At 67.6% G+C, this 19,178-nt stretch carries 17 protein-coding genes and 1 pseudogene; 8 read left to right on the top strand and 10 right to left on the bottom strand.

Annotation, left to right across the window (positions count from 1 at the left end):
- Nucleotides 1–33 precede the first annotated feature (33 nt).
- Nucleotides 34–492 carry a MaoC family dehydratase gene (locus EV580_RS22585; RefSeq protein ID WP_133693785.1) on the top strand — a complete coding sequence of 153 codons (459 nt, stop codon included), beginning with the start codon at nt 34–36 and terminating at the stop codon, nt 490–492.
- A 52-nt stretch (nt 493–544) separates the two neighbouring features.
- Here EV580_RS22585 and EV580_RS22580 read toward each other — a convergent pair whose 3' ends face one another.
- Together EV580_RS22580 and EV580_RS22575 are read right to left on the bottom strand one after the other, a co-directional pair.
- Nucleotides 545–2,017, bottom strand: a complete 1,473-nt coding sequence (locus EV580_RS22580) for an aldehyde dehydrogenase (protein WP_133693783.1) — start codon at nt 2,015–2,017, stop codon at nt 545–547.
- Nucleotides 2,018–2,058: 41 nt separating this feature from the next.
- Nucleotides 2,059–2,838 (bottom strand): class I SAM-dependent methyltransferase, encoded by a 780-nt coding sequence (locus tag EV580_RS22575; protein WP_133693781.1) that lies wholly within the window; start codon nt 2,836–2,838, stop codon nt 2,059–2,061.
- 60 nt (nt 2,839–2,898) lie between these two features.
- Here EV580_RS22575 and EV580_RS22570 point away from each other — a divergent pair, with 60 nt between their 5' ends.
- Nucleotides 2,899–4,056: a glycosyltransferase family 4 protein gene (locus EV580_RS22570; protein ID WP_133693780.1), complete on the top strand. Its 1,158-nt coding sequence runs from the start codon at nt 2,899–2,901 to the stop codon at nt 4,054–4,056.
- Here the strand turns inward: EV580_RS22570 and EV580_RS33830 are convergent.
- A pseudogene (locus tag EV580_RS33830) lies at nt 4,053–5,117 on the bottom strand (hypothetical protein); the annotation flags it as partial. The gene EV580_RS22570 and the pseudogene EV580_RS33830 overlap by 4 nt on opposite strands.
- Before the next feature lie 509 nt (nt 5,118–5,626).
- On the opposite strand from EV580_RS33830, the gene EV580_RS22550 reads away from it, so the two are divergent.
- Nucleotides 5,627–6,091: a DUF1003 domain-containing protein gene (locus EV580_RS22550; RefSeq protein ID WP_133693773.1), complete on the top strand. Its 465-nt coding sequence runs from the start codon at nt 5,627–5,629 to the stop codon at nt 6,089–6,091.
- Here EV580_RS22550 and EV580_RS22545 read toward each other — a convergent pair.
- From EV580_RS22545 to pgfA, 4 genes are read right to left on the bottom strand one after another with little or no spacing between them, the layout of a single operon-like run.
- Nucleotides 6,088–6,633, bottom strand: coding sequence for a TetR/AcrR family transcriptional regulator (locus EV580_RS22545; RefSeq protein WP_133693772.1), 546 nt, complete (start codon nt 6,631–6,633; stop codon nt 6,088–6,090). The genes EV580_RS22550 and EV580_RS22545 overlap by 4 nt on opposite strands.
- Nucleotides 6,617–7,063, bottom strand: coding sequence for an SRPBCC family protein (locus EV580_RS22540; protein WP_133693770.1), 447 nt, complete (start codon nt 7,061–7,063; stop codon nt 6,617–6,619). The genes EV580_RS22545 and EV580_RS22540 overlap by 17 nt, the downstream gene beginning before the upstream one ends.
- The gene (locus tag EV580_RS22535; protein ID WP_133693768.1) at nt 7,057–8,778 is read right to left on the bottom strand and encodes an MmpA family trehalose lipid delivery protein; all 1,722 of its coding nucleotides are present in this window, start codon (nt 8,776–8,778) and stop codon (nt 7,057–7,059) included. Before EV580_RS22535 ends, EV580_RS22540 begins: the two co-directional genes overlap by 7 nt.
- A gap of 8 nt (nt 8,779–8,786) precedes the next feature.
- The gene (gene pgfA / locus EV580_RS22530) at nt 8,787–9,986 is read right to left on the bottom strand and encodes a cell envelope lipid trafficking protein PgfA (protein ID WP_133693766.1); all 1,200 of its coding nucleotides are present in this window, start codon (nt 9,984–9,986) and stop codon (nt 8,787–8,789) included.
- A 182-nt stretch (nt 9,987–10,168) separates the two neighbouring features.
- Between pgfA and EV580_RS22525 the strand changes: the two genes are divergently transcribed.
- Genes EV580_RS22525 through EV580_RS22510 form a run of 4 tightly spaced genes read left to right on the top strand, consistent with a single transcriptional unit; the run spans nt 10,169 to nt 14,865 of the window.
- Nucleotides 10,169–11,344 carry an acyltransferase family protein gene (locus tag EV580_RS22525; protein ID WP_133693764.1) on the top strand — a complete coding sequence of 392 codons (1,176 nt, stop codon included), beginning with the start codon at nt 10,169–10,171 and terminating at the stop codon, nt 11,342–11,344.
- Nucleotides 11,345–11,380: 36 nt separating this feature from the next.
- Nucleotides 11,381–12,688, top strand: a complete 1,308-nt coding sequence (locus EV580_RS22520) for a glycosyltransferase (protein ID WP_133693762.1) — start codon at nt 11,381–11,383, stop codon at nt 12,686–12,688.
- A gap of 4 nt (nt 12,689–12,692) precedes the next feature.
- The gene (locus EV580_RS22515) at nt 12,693–13,910 is read left to right on the top strand and encodes a glucosamine kinase (protein ID WP_133693760.1); all 1,218 of its coding nucleotides are present in this window, start codon (nt 12,693–12,695) and stop codon (nt 13,908–13,910) included.
- Nucleotides 13,900–14,865, top strand: coding sequence for an SIS domain-containing protein (locus tag EV580_RS22510; RefSeq protein ID WP_133693758.1), 966 nt, complete (start codon nt 13,900–13,902; stop codon nt 14,863–14,865). The genes EV580_RS22515 and EV580_RS22510 overlap by 11 nt, the downstream gene beginning before the upstream one ends.
- Here the strand turns inward: EV580_RS22510 and EV580_RS22505 are convergent.
- The gene (locus tag EV580_RS22505; RefSeq protein WP_133693756.1) at nt 14,862–16,010 is read right to left on the bottom strand and encodes a spirocyclase AveC family protein; all 1,149 of its coding nucleotides are present in this window, start codon (nt 16,008–16,010) and stop codon (nt 14,862–14,864) included. The genes EV580_RS22510 and EV580_RS22505 overlap by 4 nt on opposite strands.
- 100 nt (nt 16,011–16,110) lie before the next feature.
- Between EV580_RS22505 and EV580_RS22500 the strand changes: the two genes are divergently transcribed.
- Nucleotides 16,111–16,737 carry a TetR/AcrR family transcriptional regulator gene (locus EV580_RS22500; RefSeq protein WP_133693754.1) on the top strand — a complete coding sequence of 209 codons (627 nt, stop codon included), beginning with the start codon at nt 16,111–16,113 and terminating at the stop codon, nt 16,735–16,737.
- Here EV580_RS22500 and EV580_RS22495 read toward each other — a convergent pair.
- Nucleotides 16,715–18,181 (bottom strand): AMP-binding protein, encoded by a 1,467-nt coding sequence (locus EV580_RS22495; protein ID WP_133693753.1) that lies wholly within the window; start codon nt 18,179–18,181, stop codon nt 16,715–16,717. The genes EV580_RS22500 and EV580_RS22495 overlap by 23 nt on opposite strands.
- The gene (locus tag EV580_RS22490; RefSeq protein WP_133693751.1) at nt 18,174–19,178 is read right to left on the bottom strand and encodes a phosphotriesterase family protein; all 1,005 of its coding nucleotides are present in this window, start codon (nt 19,176–19,178) and stop codon (nt 18,174–18,176) included. The genes EV580_RS22495 and EV580_RS22490 overlap by 8 nt, the downstream gene beginning before the upstream one ends.

The raw sequence follows: 19,178 nt of genomic DNA, 5'->3' as shown, positions 1-19,178 counted from the left end.
GGAATTTAATTCGGAATTGAAAAGGAAATCCCCATGAAGGTGATCACGTCCATCGACGACGCGGCGTCCGCGGTCGGCCAGGAACTCGGTGTCAGCGAGTGGCTGCTGATCGACCAGAAGCGCATCAACGACTTCGCCGACGCGACCAACGACCATCAGTGGATCCACGTCGACGTCGAGCGGGCCAAGGCCGAAAGTCCTTATGGCGCACCGATTGCACACGGCTTCCTCACGCTGTCGCTGGTTCCCGCTCTCAGCAAGGACAACTTCCGGCTCGAGAACGCGAAGATGGCCATCAACTACGGGCTCAACAAGGTGCGGTTCATGTCCCCGGTGCCCGTCGACAGCAGTGTCCGGGTGCGCTCCGAGCTGGCCGGCGCCGACAAGGTCGACGACAACACCGTCAACATGACCGTCAAGCACACCATCGAGATCGACGGTGTCGACAAGCCCGCCGCCGTGGCCGAAATGATCGTCCGCGCACTGTTCTGACCGCCGACGAAAAAGCCCCCGGCACACAGTGCCGGGGGCTCTTTCGTTGTGACTATTCCGGCGTGTAGCCGAACGGCAGCAGCACGCTCTTGGCCTGCGTGTACGGCTCGATACCCTCGGGGCCGTTCTCGCGGCCGATACCGGAGTTCTTGTAGCCGCCGAACGGCGCACCCGGATCGAACGCGTACATGTTGACCGCGTAGGTGCCGGTGCGGATCTGCGAGGCGATCTTCATGGCCTTGTCGTTGTCGGTGGTGAACACCGAACCGGCCAGACCGTAGGCGGAGTCGTTGGCGATCCGCACGGCGTCCTCTTCGGTGTCATACGGAATCACCGACAGCACCGGACCGAAGATCTCTTCCTGCGCGATCGTCATCGAGTTGTCGACGTCGGCGAACACCGTCGGCTGCACGAACCAGCCGTTGTCGAGGCCCTCCGGACGGCCACCGCCGGTCACCAGCCGAGCGCCTTCCTCGACGCCCTTCTTGATGTAACTCTCGACGCGCTCGCGCTGCTTCTCGCTGATCAGCGATCCGATCATGGCGCCCGCGTTGTCAGGCAACCCGACCGGCATGGCGGCCGCTGCGGCGGAGATCTTCTCGACGACTTCGTCGTAGCGCGAACGGGGTGCCAGGATCCGGGTCTGCGCCACACAGGCCTGCCCGGTGTTCATCAGGCCCGAGAACACCAGCATCGGCAGCGTGGAATCCAGGTCGGCGTCCTCGAGGATGATGGCCGCCGACTTGCCGCCCAGTTCCAGCGTGCACGGCTTGAGCCGCTCGGCGGCGATCTTGGCGATCTCCTTGCCGACCGCGCTGGACCCGGTGAACGTGTACTTGTCGATCTCCGGGTTGGCGGTCAGGGCGCGGCCGGTCTCCGGGCCGCCGGGGACCACCGAGAGCACACCCTCGGGCAGCCCGGCCTCGGCGAAGATATCGGCCATCGCGAACAGCGACAGCGGGGTCTCCGCGGCGGGCTTGACGACGATGGTGCAGCCGGCCAGCAGGGCGGGGCCGAGCTTGTTGGCGGCCAGGAAGAACGGCACGTTCCATGCCGTGACGGCAGCGACGACGCCGATCGGCTCGCGCAGCACCATCGTGGTGCCGTACACGCCGTCGCGGAAATCCCGCCAGGTGAACTTGTCGGCGGCACCTGCGAAGTACTGGAACGACGACATCGCGGCGCCGTACTGCATCATGTCGACGATCGTCGGGGGCTGCCCGGTCTCGGCTGCCAGCAGGAACTTCAGCTCCTCGGCGCGCTCTTCGAGGATCTTGACGGCGCGGCCCAGGATCTCGGCGCGCTCGGCGGGCTTCATGTGCGGCCACGGGCCTTCGTCGAAGGCCTTGCGGGCGGCGGCGCAGGCGGCGTCGACGTCGGCCTTGGCGGCCAGCGGCACCTTGCCCACCAATTCACCGGTCGCGGGTGAGTGCACCTCGATGACGTCGGACGTCGAGGGCTCGACCCACTTGCCACCGATGAACAGCTTGTCCCACTCGGTCTTGAACGCGGTGCTCTGTGTCATGACCGTCACATTACCTACTGAAGACAGAAACTAGAACCTGTTCATTTCCGGCGAATCGGTGGCCGCATCACCAGCACCAGATTGCTCACTGCGAACTCCCGCAGACCGGGGGCGTTCGTCAACCACCACGCCCATCGCGGGTGGTAACGCGGGAATGCCGCGACCAGCGCCCCGGTGCTCGCCGCCCACCTCAGGCCGTCGGTCGCCGACACCGCGAAAAGCGACGACCCGTAGTTGTTCTTGGGCAGGTGGCCGTGCTTGCGGGTGTAGCGGGCGGCCGCCCGCGCACCGCCCAGATAGTGCGTCAGCCCCATCTCATGGCCGCCGAACGGGCCGAGCCAGACGGTGTACGACAAGATCGCCAGCCCCCCGGGGCGGGTGACGCGCAGCATCTCCGCACCGAGTTGCCAGGGGCGGGGAACGTGCTCGGCGACGTTGGACGAGAGGCAGACGTCGACGCTGCCGTCGGCGAAGGGCAGCGCCATGCCGGACGCCCGCACGAACGCGCCGGGGCTGGCCTGGCGCACGTGCTCGGCGGCGTGCATCTCGCTCGGATCCGGTTCGACGCCAACGTACTTCCAGCCGGCCGTGGTGAATGCGGTGGCGAAATAGCCGGGACCGCCGCCGACGTCGACGAGCGTGCGCCCACCCGGGGTACCGCCGTGGCCGGCTTGCCAAAGGTCGGTGACCATCTGCGCGGTGTCGTCGGCAAGGGCGCCGTAGAAGCGGGCCGGGTCACTCTGCTCGAAGCGGAACTGCGACAGCAGCCGGACCGAGCGCCGCAGCGTCGCGCGCTGGGCGAACAGATCGGTGGCGGCCACGGGCCCACCCTAGTGATCGGCATTTTCGGGGCACTTCGGCGCGGGGTTAGTCTGATCTCGATGTCCTCCACCGTTCGCTCCGTCCTGCTGCTGTGCTGGCGGGACACCGGCCACCCGCAGGGCGGCGGCAGCGAAACCTACGTTCAGCGCATCGGCACGCTGCTGGCCGAATCGGGCATGGATGTCACCCTGCGCACCGCCCGCTACCGGGGCGCCCCCCGCCGCGAGGTCGTCGACGGCATCACGATCAGCCGCGGTGGTGGCCCCTACAGCGTCTACATCTGGGCCGGCCTGGCCATGGTCGCCGCGCGGTTGCGACTCGGCCCGCTGCGGCGGGTGCGTCCCGATGTCGTCATCGACACCCAGAACGGGGTGCCGTTCCTGGCCCGGCTCGCGTTCGGACGACGCGTGGCGGTCCTGGTGCACCACTGCCACCGCGAACAATGGCCGGTCGCCGGTCGTTTTGTCGGCGGGCTGGGCTGGCTGGTCGAATCCTGGCTCTCCCCGCGGATGCACCGGCGCAATCAATACGTCACCGTCTCTCTGCCGTCGGCCCGTGACCTGTCCGATCTCGGGGTCGACCCCGCGCGGATCGCGGTGGTGCGCAACGGTCTTGACGAGGCACCGGCCGACACCCTGACTGCGCAACGGTCCCCGACGCCGCGGGTCGTGGTGTTGTCGAGGCTGGTGCCGCACAAGCAAATCGAGGACGCGCTGGATGCGGTGGCCGCACTCCGGCCGCGGGTCGCGGACCTTCACCTGGACGTTGTCGGTGGCGGCTGGTGGCACGACCGGTTGGTCGAGCGAGCGCGCCACCTCGGCATCGCCGATGCCGTCACCTTTCACGGTCACGTCGACGACCGGACCAAACATGCTGTCGTGCAACAGTCCTGGGTGCACGTGCTGCCGTCGCGCAAGGAAGGCTGGGGCCTGGCCGTCATCGAGGCGGCTCAGCACGGCGTGCCGACCATCGGCTACCGGTCGTCTGGCGGGCTCACCGACTCGGTCATCGACGGGGTGACCGGCGTGCTCGTGGACGACCACGACGACCTGGTGGACCGTCTCGAACACCTTCTGGCAGAACATGTTCTGCGTGACGAGCTGGGCGCCAAGGCCAAGGCCCGCAGCCGGGACTTCTCCTGGCAGCAGAGCGCGGACGCCATGCGCAACGTGCTGGAGTCGGTGCACGCCGGAACACGAGTCAGCGGCGTGATCTAGCCGGCCTTGCCGCCCCCGCCGCCCGCGCCTCCGCCCTGCCCGGCGCCGGGATTCCCGGGGCCGCCTGCGCCGCCCGCACCGCGAATCGAGCCGCCGCCCTTACCGCCGTGGCCGCCCGCGCCGCCCGTGGCCGGCGAGCCTGCGCCGCCGCTACCGCCGTTTCCACCGCTTCCGCCCTTGCCCCCACTGATGAGCCCGGTACCACCGTTGCCGCCGTCGCCGCCGTGGCCGCCGACTTTCCCACTGCCGGTGGCCTGTCCACCGCTTCCGCCGGTGCCCCCGTTGCCGCCGGCGATGCCGCCGCTACCGCCGTTTCCACCGCGTGCGCCGTCTCCGCCGTTCACAGTGGTCGAGATGCCACCGGCTCCCGCTCCGCCGTTTCCGCCGTCGCCGCCGCGGCCGAACATGCCACCTTGACCACCGTCGCCGGCCTGACCGCCTCTGGACTGGGCGTTGCCGCCGTCGCCGCCGCGGCCCCCGTCGCCTCCGATGGCGCCACCGGCCCCGCCGAGACCGCCGATACCGCCGATCCCGGTGCCCGGGGTTCCCAGAGTGGATCCGCTACCGCCTCTGCCACCGGCACCGCCGTCGGCGGAGCTGAACAAGCCGCCGGTTCCACCGTTGCCGGCGTTGCCCCCGTTGCCGTTGGCCCCGGCGCTGCCGCCGTTTCCGCCGTCGCCGCCGCGTCCGCCCGGTCCGATTTGCATCACGGAGCCTTGGCCGCCGTTCCCGCCGTTTCCGCCGCCGGCTCCTGCTCCGCCGTTGCCACCGTTTCCGCCGGTACCACCGCGTCCGCGGGAGCCGATCTCGACGATGGCTCCACGGCCGCCGTTTCCGCCGTTTCCACCGTTGCCCCCGGGTCCGCCATTGCCGGCGCTCCCGCCGTTTCCGCCGTTGCCGCCGAACAGGCCGGCGCTGCCGCCGTTGCCGCCCGACGAGCCGACCGCTCCCGAGACGCCGTTTCCGCCGTTTCCGCCGTTGCCGACCAGACCGGCATCGCCGCCTCGGCCGCCCCTGAAGCCGTTGCCCCCGTTTCCGCCGAACAGACCCGCGTTACCGCCGTTGCAGGTTCCGGACGTGCAGGTGGCGGCGTCGTAGCTGAAGCCGTTGCCGAACAGCAGTCCGGCATTGGGGTGGTCAGCGGTGCCGTTGCCGATGAGCCTGGGGATCGATATCGGCGCGGCGGCGGCGACGACGGCGTTGCCGAGAGTCTTGGCGCCGCTCGAACACAACGCCGTCGCGCGGTCGCAGGTCGGGGTATTCGGTGACAACGGCAGGGGCACCGAGAACGATGCCAACGTGATCGCCGGATATCCCGGATCGGGGGCTGAGTCGGTGGCGAATAGAAACGCACCGCCGGCAATCGCCGCACTGGCGAATCCGATCCCGACAAATGGCACAGCAGACAACAACTTTCGACAATCGGACACGATCGAAGCCTTTCGAGGCAGGTACTCCGTTGAACCGACAGACGGCATCACGCTGTTTCACGAGAGATGTCCCGGCAAAGTTCAATGCTGCAGAGAAAATTCACAGCTGATTCCCGGGTTCGCCGTGTGATCATCCCGGGATGTCGAATATCTATGAGTACGTCCGCCATCCCCGGGCCGCGGAACTCGCGGCCAAGAAACCAGTGAAGGTGGCCCACATCCGCGGCATCGACCACGACAACTGGCTGGTCCGCTTCAACGCGAAGTTCGGCTTGAGGATCACGGTCGTGGTCGGCACCATGTGGACCGCTTACCTTTTCACGCTGCTGGCCTTGTTCGCATTGCCCGACGCCATCAAGCAGGGCACGTACTTCGTAGTCGTGTGGTTGTCCAGCAGCTTCCTACAGCTGGTGCTGCTGCCGATCATCATCGTCGGTCAGAATATTCAGGCCAAGGCGTCTGACACCCGCGCCGACGAGACGTACAAGGACGCCGAAGCGGTGTTGAAGGAGGCGGCGATGATCCAGGATCACCTGACGAAGCAGGACGAGCTGATCTCGCACATCCTCACGCAGCTCGGTCCAATGGCCCCCAAAACTGGCTAATCAGAACCGTTCTCACGGGCGCCGAGCAATGTGATGAAGCGCCGTGCGGCAGCGTCCACGCCGGCCTCGTCGTCGGTCCCGACCAGATCGAGCAGCAGGCCGCGCATGACCGACAACCCGAGGCGAGCCAGCGCGGGATCCGTGGCGGGGTCGGTCTGCGCCAACGCAAGCCAGTCATCGACAGCACTGGGCAACATGGCGGTGAACGGCGATTCGCCTTGCACACCACGGGAATAGCACTCGAAGAACAGCCGCTCCAGCCCACGTAGCTCCGGGCGGCGCAGGTGCGCCCACATCGCGGCGAAACCGGTGTCCGGCGGCAGCTCCTGAAGCAGCGTCATCTGCTGACGCTCGACATCGTCCACCACGGCGAGTAGAAGATCTTCGCGGGAACCGAAGTGGTGCAACAGCATTCGATGACTGGTACCGATCGCTTCGGCCAGTTCGCGCAACGAGCGCCCGCCGACCCCGCTTTCTGCGCACTCGCGTACCAGTGCGTCGAGCAGCTCGCGGCGCCGAGCGAGGTCAGGCGTTCGAACCACGAAGCTTCCACAGACCTTCGCTACGCGCCTTCAGTCCCTGCGCCTCCATCGCGAGGTACCGCTGCGTCATCCCCCGCATCAGCACGCCCACCAAAGATCCGAGGGGTCCGCCCTGCACGAGTTCCTGACGCACCAGGGTGCCACCGCCGTTGGCCGCTGATACCAGGTGTCGCGCCGACGTTCGCCCGCCGGGAGAGCGTTGCACCCAGGTCCACGACGCGCCCGGGTCGACGTCGGTGACGGTCCAGACGAGCTTGGGCATGCGCGGTTGCTTGATCTCGAAGCGGCGGCCGACCGCGATCTGCGGCCCGTCCAGGCCGGTCAACCGGGTGACCGACGCGGTCCACTCCGGCCACTTCTCGACATCGGTGAACACGCCCCACACCACGTCCACGGGTGCGTCGATGGCGACGCTGCTGGAGCTCAACATGTACCAGATGGTACATCTTTGGTTCGTCGGCCCGCCAGAGCCAAAATCCCGGCCCCGATCAGCAGGGTGAGCCACACCAGGTGGGCGACCACGGCCAGCGTCCGTTTCCCTTGCGGCGCAGCCTGACTCGACCCGCCCACGCGATAGAGCGTCAGGTCGCCGTCGCGATAGGCCACCGGCAGATTCTGAAGGGTCCGCTGCGCGTCGCCCATCTCTCCCGCGCTGCCGGACTCCACGACCACCCACCCGATTCCCGCGTCCGCCAGCGCCTGGCCAGGCCCGCCCGCCAGCAGCGTGCGCTGCACCTCGCGCGCGCGGCCGCCCTCGCCGGGTACCGACTGGCCCGAGATGGTCAGGTCACCGGTGGCCAGCACCTCGGCACGGACCCAGCGCGGCAACGGATCGAGCACCGGCGCCGGGCCGGACCACCCGAATTGCCGCATGCTGTCGGCGGGCAGCACCGCCACATCCGCCGGTGCCCCGTTGACGATCCCGGCCACCGCCGACCATCCCGGGGGGTATTGCACCGACGTGACCTTGCCCCAAGCGCCGAAAGCCAGGTCCGGCAGGACGGCGATCAGCGCGACCGCACACAGCATCGCGGTGACCCCCGGGCGCAGCCACCGTCGCAACGTCAGCACCGAGGCGGCCCCCGCGACCGCGTAGCCCGGCATCGCCAGCGCCACCCACTTCTGCCCGTCGCGCAGCACCCCCACGCCCGGTGCCGCCTCGACCACCGCCCGCAGCACCGACAACCCGGGACCGGTGGCCGCCGCCGCGGGCAGCAGCACGCTGACCGCGGCCAAGACCAACAGCGGCACCGCGGACCGGCGGCGCAGCACCGTCGGCAGTCCCGCAACCACCACGGCCAGCAATACCGCCGTGGCCAACAGGGCCAATAGCGTTGTGCGAGAAGGCGGAACGGCCTCGGCGTTCCAGATCCCGCCGAGACCGGCCAGACTGCCCAGCGTGCCGAGACCCGGTTCGGCGCGGGCCGCGAACGCGGCGATCCCCGAGGACGGAGTCGAGTCAAGCGCGTCGCCCAGGGCCGAGGCGGTGAGCCACGGCGACGCGGCAAGCACCGAAGCGATCAGCACTCCGATCGCACACCGCAGCCGGGACACCCCGTCGCCGGGTGCCGCAACACAGACCAGCGCCACCACGGCGGCCAGTAACAGACCCGTCGGCGTCAGCCCGGCCAGCGCGATCCAGAACACGGCCGTCGCCCAGCGCGCCCACGCCGGCGCGGAGTCGTCGCGCAGCCTGAGCACCGCGGCGGCCACCCACGGCAAGGCGCCGTACCCGACGAGCAGGCTCCAGTGGCCCTGCAGCAGCCGCTCGGCGACGTAGGGATTCCACACCGCGAGCGTGGTCGCCACCAGTTGGCCGGCCAGCCCGGCGTCCGGGACCAGCAGGCTCGCCAAGCGGCCGGCCCCCCAACCGGCCAGGACGATCCCGGCGATCAGCAGTAGCTTGACCAGCAACCCGCCGTCGAGGACGGGTGAGACCACGGCGATCAGGAAATCTTGCGGCACCGCCCGCGGCGCCGACTCACCCAGACCAAGTGCGCTATCCGACAGGTACGACCGCGGCGTCGAGACCGCGTCGCGCAGCAGTAGATATCCGGGGGCGAGCAGGGGTGCGGTCACCACCAGCGCCAGCAGGAGGGCGTATCCCGGCACCACCCACCGGAGCGCAGGGCGTGCCTGGATCACGGGAGAGATCACCGCTGGGGCGGCGGAGGCTCCAGATCCGGTCTCGCCGCGGGCAGCTTCTCGGTCTGCGCCTCGGCGGCGGGCATCGGCCCGGTTTCATCCTTGCCGAAGAACCCGTGATCCGCGGTGTCCAGGCCCGGGTCGATCAGGGCGGACTCCGCGCGCACGCTGAACGTTCCCAGAAGCACGCCGCCGACCAGTGCCACCAGGCCGGCCGCGGTGAAGCTGATCGGCAGCACCCGCGACCACAGCCCCACCCGGTCGCGCTCGTCACGGGCCGTCGCCACTCGCGATTCGATGGTCTGCTCGGTTGAGGTGACCTTGTAGTCGGCCAGCTCCATCTCCGGGCGCACCGCGTCGCGGGCGTAGTAGTGGTTCGCGTGCTCGGTCGACTTGACGATGACGCCGGTGACCGGATCGACCCAGAACGTCCGCTGTGCGGCGTAGTAGCGGGTCATAGTGATCGGTTCTTCGGGCGGTCCGGGCAGGCCCCACAGCTCGGCCCGCGCGGTCACCTCGCCGTCCTCGTTCTTGTCGTACAGGGAGGCGTACTTGATCGGATCGACCAGCTTGCCGTCGGCGTCGTAGCCGACGTTCTGGGTGAACCGGTAGGTCGTCAGCCCGTTGACGTCCTCTTGGCCGTCGTAGTTGGCGTCGAACGCCTTCTGCGCGATCGGGTCGAAGTAGGGATACGTCTTCTTTTCGGTGCCGAAGGGGAAGCGGTAGGCCAGGCCCTCGTGGGGCAGCGCAATGTTCGTCGGCGGCTTGGTGTCTTCGATCGTGCGCGGCTTCTGCACCGAGCCACCCGGGTGGGTGTCATCCGACACCGCCAAAGCCGTGCTGCGGTTCACCGTCACGGTGTCGACCATGGCAAGCAACAGACCGTTGTCCTGTTGCTTGTCGCTGCGCCGCACGCTGGTGCCGACCTGCAACGTCACGACGTCGGCGTTGGCCGGCGACTCGACGGTGATCTGCTGCTGGGATACCAGGGGCACGTTCTTGTCGACGATGAACTTCTCACCCGTCAGCGACGACGGGTCCAGCGCGCTTCCGGTTCCGTCGCTGACCAAGGTCTCGTCGATATCGAGCGGAATCTTCTTGATCTTGCCGGAGGTGTAAGTCGACAACAGCAGCGCCGCGATCAGCAGGGCGGCTCCGAGCCCGATGATGCCGTACGCCGTGATACGCAACATGCCCGCGCGATTCACGCTGCCGTGGCCTCCCTCGCTCCCGATCGTGCTCTACACCGCCTGACGGCGAAGCAAACGTGTCTGACCCTAACAGCAGAGGCCAAGGCACTGGCAGATTAGGAGGTCATCGCCACTGGCACGGTTAGCCCAGGTGTACCCACTTTCGCGGGCAACCAGTATGGGAGAGCACACTGGCAGCCATGGCAGAGGAGGCGGAGCAGGTCGGCGGCACCCGCAGCTTCCTGCCCGCTGTGGAAGGCATGCGCGCGTGTGCGGCCATGGGGGTGGTCCTCACCCACGTCGCGTTCCAGACCGGCACATCCGGCGAGGTCGTGGGCCGCCTGCTGCATCGCTTCGACTTGGCCGTCGCGGTGTTCTTCGCGCTCTCGGGCTTCCTGCTGTGGCGCGGTCACGCGGCCGCCGCCCGCGGACTGCGCAAGCGGCCGCCGACCGGCCACTACCTGCGCTCGCGGCTGGTGCGCATCATGCCCGGCTATGTGGTGGCCGTCGTCGTCATCCTGACGCTGCTACCAGAGGCCAACCACGCCAGCTGGACGGTGTGGTGGGCCAACCTCACGCTGACGCAGGTGTACGTGCCGCTGACCCTGACCGCCGGGCTCACCCAGATGTGGAGCCTGTCGGTGGAGGTGAGCTTCTATCTCGCGCTGCCGATCCTGGCGTTCCTGGCGCGCAGGCTTCCGGTGCGGGCCCGGATTCCGGTGATCGCGGCGGTGGCGCTGGCCAGTCTGGGCTGGGGCCTGCTTCCGATTCACACCATGCAGGGCGTGAATTTCCTGAACTGGCCGCCGGCCTACGCGTCCTGGTTCGCCGCGGGCATGCTTCTTGCGGAGTGGACGGTCAGTCCGGTCGGCAGGATGCACGCATTGGCCCGGAATCGTTGGGCCATCACGAGTATCGCCTTGGTGGCCTACCTGATCTCGGCTTCACCGCTTGCCGGGCCGAAGGATCTGGTTCCCGCGACGTTGGGGCAGTTCGTGATCCGCACTTCGATGGGAGCCATCGTCGCCGGTGCGCTGCTCGCGCCGCTGGTCCTCGATCGCCCCGACACGCCGCACCCGATTCTGGGGAGCAGGTTCATGGTCACGCTGGGCCGCTGGTCCTACGGGCTGTTCGTCTGGCATCTGGCCGCGCTGGTGATGGTCTTCCCGATGGTCGGCAAGTTCATGTTCAACGGCAACCTCATCGTGATGCTGGTGCTGACGACGGTCCTGGGCTTCGCCATGGCGGCGGTCAGCTACGCCTTGATCGAGTCGCCCTGCCGGAATGCTCTGCGACGCTGGGAGTATCGGCAGAAAGCGGTGCCGCCCCTGGACAGTTCGGTCAGCGATGTGCCCGAGCCCGTGATCGCGCGATGATGGGTGTCCTGCCCGCTCGAGTCCGAAGGGACCACAATGGCCGCTGATGCGCTGACGATCATGTTCTGGCCGGAATCGGCCTACGGGCCAACGAATCAGTGCATCGGCCTGGCCGCGATTCTGCGAGATCGCGGCCACCGGATTGTGTTCGCCGCGGAGAGCTCGTGGGCGGGCAAGCTGGCCCCACTCGGCTTCGTCGAAGAGTTGGTCGATCTGGCCGAGCCTGCCGAGGGTGCCGCCGATGAGGATCCTGGCAAGTTCTGGACCGACTTCATCGCCGAAACCGCGCCGGAGTTCCGCAAGCCGACGATCGAACAACTCGAGACCTTCATCCAACCGACCTATCAGGCTCTCGTCGACGGCGCGAAGTACGCCGAGCCCCGGCTGCGCGAGATCGTCGCCCACCACCGACCCGACGTCATCGTCGAAGACAACGTTGTGCTTTTTCCCGCGTTGGTCAGTGGGGGAACGCCGTTCGTGCGGATCGTGTCGTGCAGCCCGCTCGAGATACCGGGTCCTGACGTCCCGCCGCCTTTTTCCGGATTGCCCAGCGCCGACCGTTCGCAATGGGACGCCTACCGGGCCGAGTTCGATCGCACCCACCGGGCGATGTGGACCGAATTCAACGACTGGGTCCAGCACCAGGGCGCCGATCCGCTGCCGGATCTGGAGTTCATGCCCCGTGACAATGCCGCCAACCTGTACGTGTATCCGGCTGAGGCCGACTATGTCGACGTGCGCCCGCTGGATACCAGCTGGACACGAATGGACTCCAGTGTGCGCGAAACCGACGCGGAATACGTTGTTCCACAACAGGTTGCCCACCGTCCGGCGGACAGCGCGCTGATCTATCTCTCGCTAGGATCGTTGGGCGGTGCCGACGTCGGACTCATGCAACGGCTGGTCGATGTGCTGGGCACCACCAAACACAGGTTCATCGTCAGTAAAGGCCCGCAAGCGGACCGAATCACTCTTGCCGACAACATGGTCGGTGAGCAGATGCTGCCGCAGACCAAGATCATCCCGCAGGTCGACCTGGTCATCTCCCACGGTGGGAACAACACCGTGACCGAAACGCTGCACTTCGGCAAGCCGTTGATCGTGCTGCCGTTGTTCTGGGATCAGTACGAGAATGCCCAGCGGATCGACGAACTCGATTACGGTGTGCGGCTGGACACCTATGGTTTCACCGACGGTCAGCTCACCAGCGCGGTGGACACGATCCTGTCGGACAGTGCCCTGCGGGCGCGCCTCACCGAGATCGGTGCTGCGATCCGCGCCCGCGACGGCCTGCGGACGGGTGCCGACGTGATCGAACAGGTGGGTCGGCATCGAAGCCGATGACCCGGTGGGTCGTGAATGCGATTCACTGGATCTCGATGCCGGAAAACGACTTTCGGTGATCGCCGGTACCGACGGTCTGGCCGCACTGCCCCAGGTGTGTGATCCGGACGGCCGGTGGCGGCGCGCACGCCCCGGCGACGGCGTCGGCGAGTCGCTGCTGAAACTGCTCACCGCTGCGCCGGCGACCCGGGCCGTGGGTTCGTTCACCCTGCACTCGTGGGCGTCGCGCTGCGCCCTCGGCGAGCGGCCGATCACGGTCGACCAGACCAACGAGTCGGTGATCGTCGGCGATGCGGCGGTGGTCAAGTGGGCCACTCATCTGCAGGAGGGGCCACACCCGGCCCCGCATCGCATCGAAGTGCTGCGTGCCAACGGTTTTCGGCACATGCCTTCCCCGTGGGGCCTGGTCACCTGGCGCCCCGCCGATGGTCCCGAGACGCTCGTGGTCAGCGTCGACGAGTACCTCCCCGATGCGGTGGACGGATGGACGTGGGCGGTGGACCTGCTCGCCGAAGCCGCCCACCGGACGCCACCACGAACAGGTCCGGCGGTGGCGGCCGCCGCCGAGGTCGGCGTGGTGATCGCCGAGTTGCATTCCGCGCTGTCGGTGACCGCCACCATCGCCACCCAGGCCGACGCTGACCGCTGGTGTTCGGCGGCTTTCGCGACCCTGGATCAGGCTCAAGCGCTGAGCAATTCGGCAACCTCGGCGCTGCTGCGCGAACGGCGTGAGCAGATCGAGCAGATCCTCGGCGCTCTCGGCGGATTGGCGGGCAGCACCGTGATCGAGGGGCACGGCGACCTGCATGTCGGCCAGGTGCTGCGGCACGACGGCGGCTACGTGGTCACCGATTTCGACGGCAATCCGGTGCTGCCTGCCGAAGAGCGTGCGCTCCCCATTCCAGCGGTCGTCGATGTCGCGGGGTTGACTCAGTCGCTGACCCACGCGGCGATCGTGGCCCGCCGTCACCACCAGGTCGACCCTGGGGCGCTGATCGCGGTGGAAAAGACTGTCCGGCAGGCCTTTCTGCAGGCTTACGCCGCTCGCCTGGCCGAGCTGGGCCACGGCGAACTCTACGACGCCGCGCCACTGGCGGCGTTACGGCTGCAGCAGGCGTTGCGCGAGATCGTCTACGCAGCACGACATCTTCCGCGCTGGATGTACGTTCCGGATGCCGCGCTGCCGATGCTGCTCGAGGAAAGGAATTCCGGTGGATCCTGACCGCTTCGCCGGCGACCTGGTCCGAAAGCCCGAGGTGCTGGGCCGCCTCGCCGACCGACTCAGCGCGGACAACCCATGGGCGACCGTCGTCCCGCCCGACACCGAGCGGGTGGTGCTGCTGGGCATGGGATCGTCTGCCTACGCCGGTGGTGTCGCGGCCGCGCGGATGCGTGCGCGCGGGCTGGTAGCCGCCTCGGAGCTCGCATCCACGCCGCTGCTACCGGCCTGGGGAGAGCGGACTTTGGTCATCGCGACGTCGGCGAGCGGCGGATCGGTGGAGACGCTGGACGCGCTGCGCCGGTTGCCCGCCGGACCGACAACGGTGGCGCTGACCAACACCGCGGGATCACCGATCACCGAATCATGCGATGCGGTGGTGGAATTGGCTGCGGAGGTGGAGCACGGCGGCGTCGCATGCCGTAGCTATCAGCACACGCTGGCATTGTTGATGGCGCTCGAAGCGCATCTGTTGGGTGTGGACACCGCCGCCTTGACGGCCTCGATCACGAAGACGGCCGAGGCAACCTCGCATCTACTGGACACCGAGTCGGACTGGCTTCCACAGGTTTCCGACAGCCTGCTCGGGCCGGACGGTACCCACCTGGCCGCGCCTGCGCAGCGATTCTGTTCGGCGCAACAGGGTGCGCTGATGCTGCGGGAGGGTCCGCGGCGCGCGGCAGTCGGTTGTGAGACCGGCGACTGGAGCCACGTCGACGTGTACCTGACCAAGACCACTGACTACCGGCTGCTGGTGTTCGCCGGTTCACCGTGGGAGGAGCAGATGGCGGAATGGGTCACGTTGCGCGCCAGCAGGGTTGTCGGCGTCGGGGGCAGCGTTCCGGGTGCGGAATTGGCGGTGCGCTATCCCGGTGATGATGACGATGACGTCCGGCTGCTCACCGAAGTGCTGGTACCCGAACTGATCGCGGCCCGGGCCTGGCAGCACCAGGCCTAGCGCAGCGGGACGACGGTCGGCAGCTGCGCGCCTTCGGGCAGGACGAGCTCACCGTGGGTGTTGATGAAGCCCGATCGCTTGGTCGGGATCGGCAGAACCGGATCCGGACAGGGGGTTTCGGTGCCGTCGCCGCAGATGCCGCCCGTCAGGTACGAGCGCTTCATGTGGTCGGCGGGCCACGGGTCGGAATGCATCCCGATCCACTGTGCGGGAATGTTGTAGAGGACGAAGAAGCAGGCGCTCACCCCGGCGAAGATCGCCAGGAACCGGACGAGCTGTTGCCGCACGGCTCCGCCGCGCACCTGGTCGAGTCCGCGTTCGACGACCGTGCGGCCGCGATCGTCGGTGAAGAAGCGCAGACAGCACAGGGCGGCCTGCACCCCGCCCCACATCAAGCCTTCGTAGATCGGCCACTGGTGATAGGTGCCCGCGGCGAAGGACACCGCGCGGATCGAGCCCGGGTAGGTGTAGAACCCGATGGGCAGCATGACCAGTGCCTCCATGACGAAGTCGAAGACGAAGGCCATCGCGTAGGTCACCAGGATCAGCTTCATATTGCTGATGTGGGGCCAGCGCGCCTTGATCTTCCGCATCAGCCAGCACCCGGCGATGGTGATCAGCAGCACGCCGTAGGCGTAGCCGGGGACGTTCGTCAGCAGCGGCTCGGCCACCTGGCGGCCGGGCTCTTCGGGTGATACCCAACCCGGGATATCCGATGACCACGAGCCGCGGTTGAACAACCAGGTGTTGTAGGTGCACCAGGTGTTGAAGTAGTTCAGCAGTGGATCCTGGAAGAACATCAGCGCCATCGACACCAAAAGCATGCCGTCCAACGTGATGCGCCGGTCGCGAACCCAGGGCCGAATGATGAAGAACCACAACGCGAATGGGAATCCGATCCAGAGGACGATCGAGTTCGCCAGCAGCGGGATCTTCATGTACAGCGGGGGCTCGTGAATACCGCCGGGCACCCGCTCGAAGTAGGGGCCGCTGACCCAGCGGATCCAGACGTAGATCTGGAATGCCAGCAGCGCCGCGCCGATGGCCGCCCACACCTGGATGGGCCGCACCTTTTTCTCGACACCGGCGTCGACCGGGTTCCCGTCGGCCGGTTCACGCACGGCGTTCGTCGACAGCTCACTCATGGCGGCGTCCCTCTCGATTGGCGGGCCGATGCGCCAAAATATACCAACGGGTATCTAAAAGGGGAACGGGTATCTGAGATTCCGTGGCAGAATCGGCGTCATGGTCGAGCGTTGGACACGCGAGCGCCGCCTCGAGCACACCCGGGCGTTGCTCTTGGACGCGGCCGAAGCCGTGTTCGCTGAAAAGGGCTTCACCCCGGCCACTCTCGACGACATCGCCCATACCGCCGGCTACACCAAGGGTGCGATCTACAAGCACTTCAGCACGAAGGAAGATCTTTTCCTCGCGGTCAGCGACCGGTACTGGCGGCGCTATTTCGACAACTTCGCCGAGGTGCTGGGCAAAGCGACCGAAGTCGGGGCGCGCGAACTGGACGATGTCGCGGCGCGCTGGCGCCAGCTCAGTTCGGACCGCGGCGCCGAGCACGCGGCACTGGGCCACGAGTTCACCCTCTATCTGCTGCGCAACCCCGATGCCCGCGAACGGGTGGCCGAAAAGCGGTCCGAGGTCTTGGAGTCGCTGGCGAAGTTCATCGTCGCGGGCGTCGACCGACTCGGCGCGACGCTGGTGATCTCACCGATGGCGTTCGCGCAGACGCTGATCGCCACCAGTGATTCCGTGGTGCTGGGCAGCGAACTCGACGGTGTCGACCTCTATCGGCCGATGGTCGAGATGTACATGTCGGCGATCAAACTGCCCGCGGCTAAGCGGTCAAGCGGGCGATGACCTCGTCGCGCACCGCGGAGCGACGGGCCTTACCGGCATCGTCGCGCAGCGGGGTGTCGACGAACTCGACTGTCCGCGGCACCTTGTAATCGGACAGCCGCTCCGCCACGAACGCCGCGACATCCTCTGCGGCCAGCGCGGTTCCGTCGGTGTGCACCAGCGCATAGGGCACCTGGCCGAGATCGTCGTGCGGCACCCCGACCACCAGACAGGACAGCACGGCGGGGTGCTCGGCGAGCGCGTTCTCGATCTCCGCCGGATAGACGTTGCGGCCGCCGACGGTGAACATGTCGACCCGCCGGTCGGCCAGGTACAGGTAGCCCTCGTCGTCGAACCAACCCAGATCGCCCAGCGAATCCCAGCCGTCGCGGGACTTCGCGGTGCTGCCGATGTAGCGGTAGGTCGCGCCCTCCCCCTCGTGCGGGCGCATATAGATCTCGCCGATTTCGCCGGGTGCGCACTCGTTGCCGTCGTCGTCGAGCACCTTCATCTCGCCGGACACCACCCGGCCGACCGAACCGCGGTGGGTCAGCCATTCCGAACCGCTGATGAACGTCAGAGCCTGAAGTTCGGTGCCGCCGTACAACTCCCACACCGCATCCGGACCGAGCAGGTCGATCCAGGCCTCCTTGATGTTCGGCGGACACGGTGCGGCCAGATGCCACAGCCGGCGCAGCGACGACAGGTCGTAGGCGTCGGGGTTGGCGTGATATACCGGCAGCAGCCGTTGCATGATCGTCGGCACGGTCGCCAGGTAGTTCACCTGGTGGTCGGTGACCAGCCGCAGGAAGTGTTCGGGGTCGAAGCGGCGCATCAACACCAGGTGCTGCCCGGTCAGCAGCGCGATGGCCGCCGAGGTGAATCCGGTGTTGTGGCTCAACGGAACCGGCAGCAGCTGGGTGTCGGTGGGTTCGTTGCCCATCCCCATCGCCACCAGGTCGGCCGGGTAGCGCCCGTCCCCGCCGGCTTCGATCAGCTTGGGCCGCCCGGTGCTGCCACCGGAGGCCATCGACTTCCACACCGGCGAAACCGCTTCGGGCAGTGGCTCATCCGAGAGCTCCGGGCTGCCGGTGAAGTCGGCGTCCACCGACGGCACCAGACCGCGCGGGTCGGCGCGGCCGACGAGTAGGGCGCGCGGCGTGAGATCGAGCAGACCCTCGAACTCGGCGTCGGGAAGCCGCGGCGACAGCGGTTGCGGAATCGCGCCGAGCTTCCACACCGCGACCGTCGCCTGCACCCACTCGATCGAGTTCGGTACCGCGATCGTGACGTAATCGCCTTGTTTGACTCCGAGTTCGGCGTAGGCGCGAGCCAGCCGGTTCGAGGCCGATTCCAGTTCGCCGCGGGTGATGGTGCGGCCATCGCAGCTGACCACCGGGCGGTCGGGCGCCTCGGCGGCGAGCTGGCTCATCCGGGTCCCGATCGCGGGAGTCTGATCACTCATAGGCACCTTGCTTGGAGAAGATGTTGCGGGGGTTGTCCACCAGCATGGTGGTGATCTGTTCATCGGTGACGCCGCGCTGACGCAGCGCGGGCAGGACGTCGTTGTGGATGTGGCGGTAATGCCAGTTCGGCAGGGCCACCGGCACCAAGGCTTCGGGCAGCCAGTCGATGTAGCACGACGCATCGTGGGACAGCACCATCTTGTCGGCGTGGCCGCGTTCGCACATCCGCGCGACGGTGTCGACCCGGTCGTCGAAGCTGAGCATGCTGTCCAGGCCGAACCGGTCCATGCCGAGGTAGGAGCCGGCCGCGATCAGCTCTTCGAGGTAGCCCAGGTCGGTGGTGTCCCCGCTGTGCCCGATGATGACGCGGCTCAGGTCCACGCCTTCCTCGGCGAAGACTCGCTGCTGTTCCAGGCCGCGCCGGGTCAGGGCATGCGTGTGGGTGGTGATCGGCACGCCGGTCTGCCGGTGCGCCTGGGCCACCGCGCGCAGCACCCGTTCGACTCCGGGAGTGATACCGGGTTCGTCGGTGGCGCACTTGAGGATTGCCGCCTTGACGCCGGTGCCGGCGATCCCCTCGGTGATATCGCGGACGAACATCTCGGTCATGATCTCGGGGCCGTCGAGCAGCGTCCCCGGCCCGCTGAAGTGGAAGTACATCGGGACGTCGTTGTAGGTGTAGACCCCGGTGGCGACCACGATCTGCAGGCCGGTCTGCGCGGCCACCCGCTGGATGCGCGGAATGTAGCGGCCCAGCCCGATCACGGTCGGGTCGACGATGGTGTCGACCCCGAGGGCCTTGAGCTCGTTGAGTTTGGCGACGGCGTCGGCTTCCCGGGTCGCTTCGTCCCCCCAGCCTTCGGGGAAGTTGTTGATGATCTCGTGCGACAGAACGAAGACGTGCTCGTGCATGAAGACGACACCCAGGTCGCTGGTCGGGATCGGCCCGCGCACGGTCTCGACCTGTGACGGCGTCGTCAGATCAGGTGCAGCCAT

This window comes from Mycobacterium sp. BK086 (genome assembly GCA_004362315.1).
GTDB lineage: Bacteria > Actinomycetota > Actinomycetes > Mycobacteriales > Mycobacteriaceae > Mycobacterium.
This window is presented reverse-complemented; position numbering and strand designations above follow the sequence as displayed.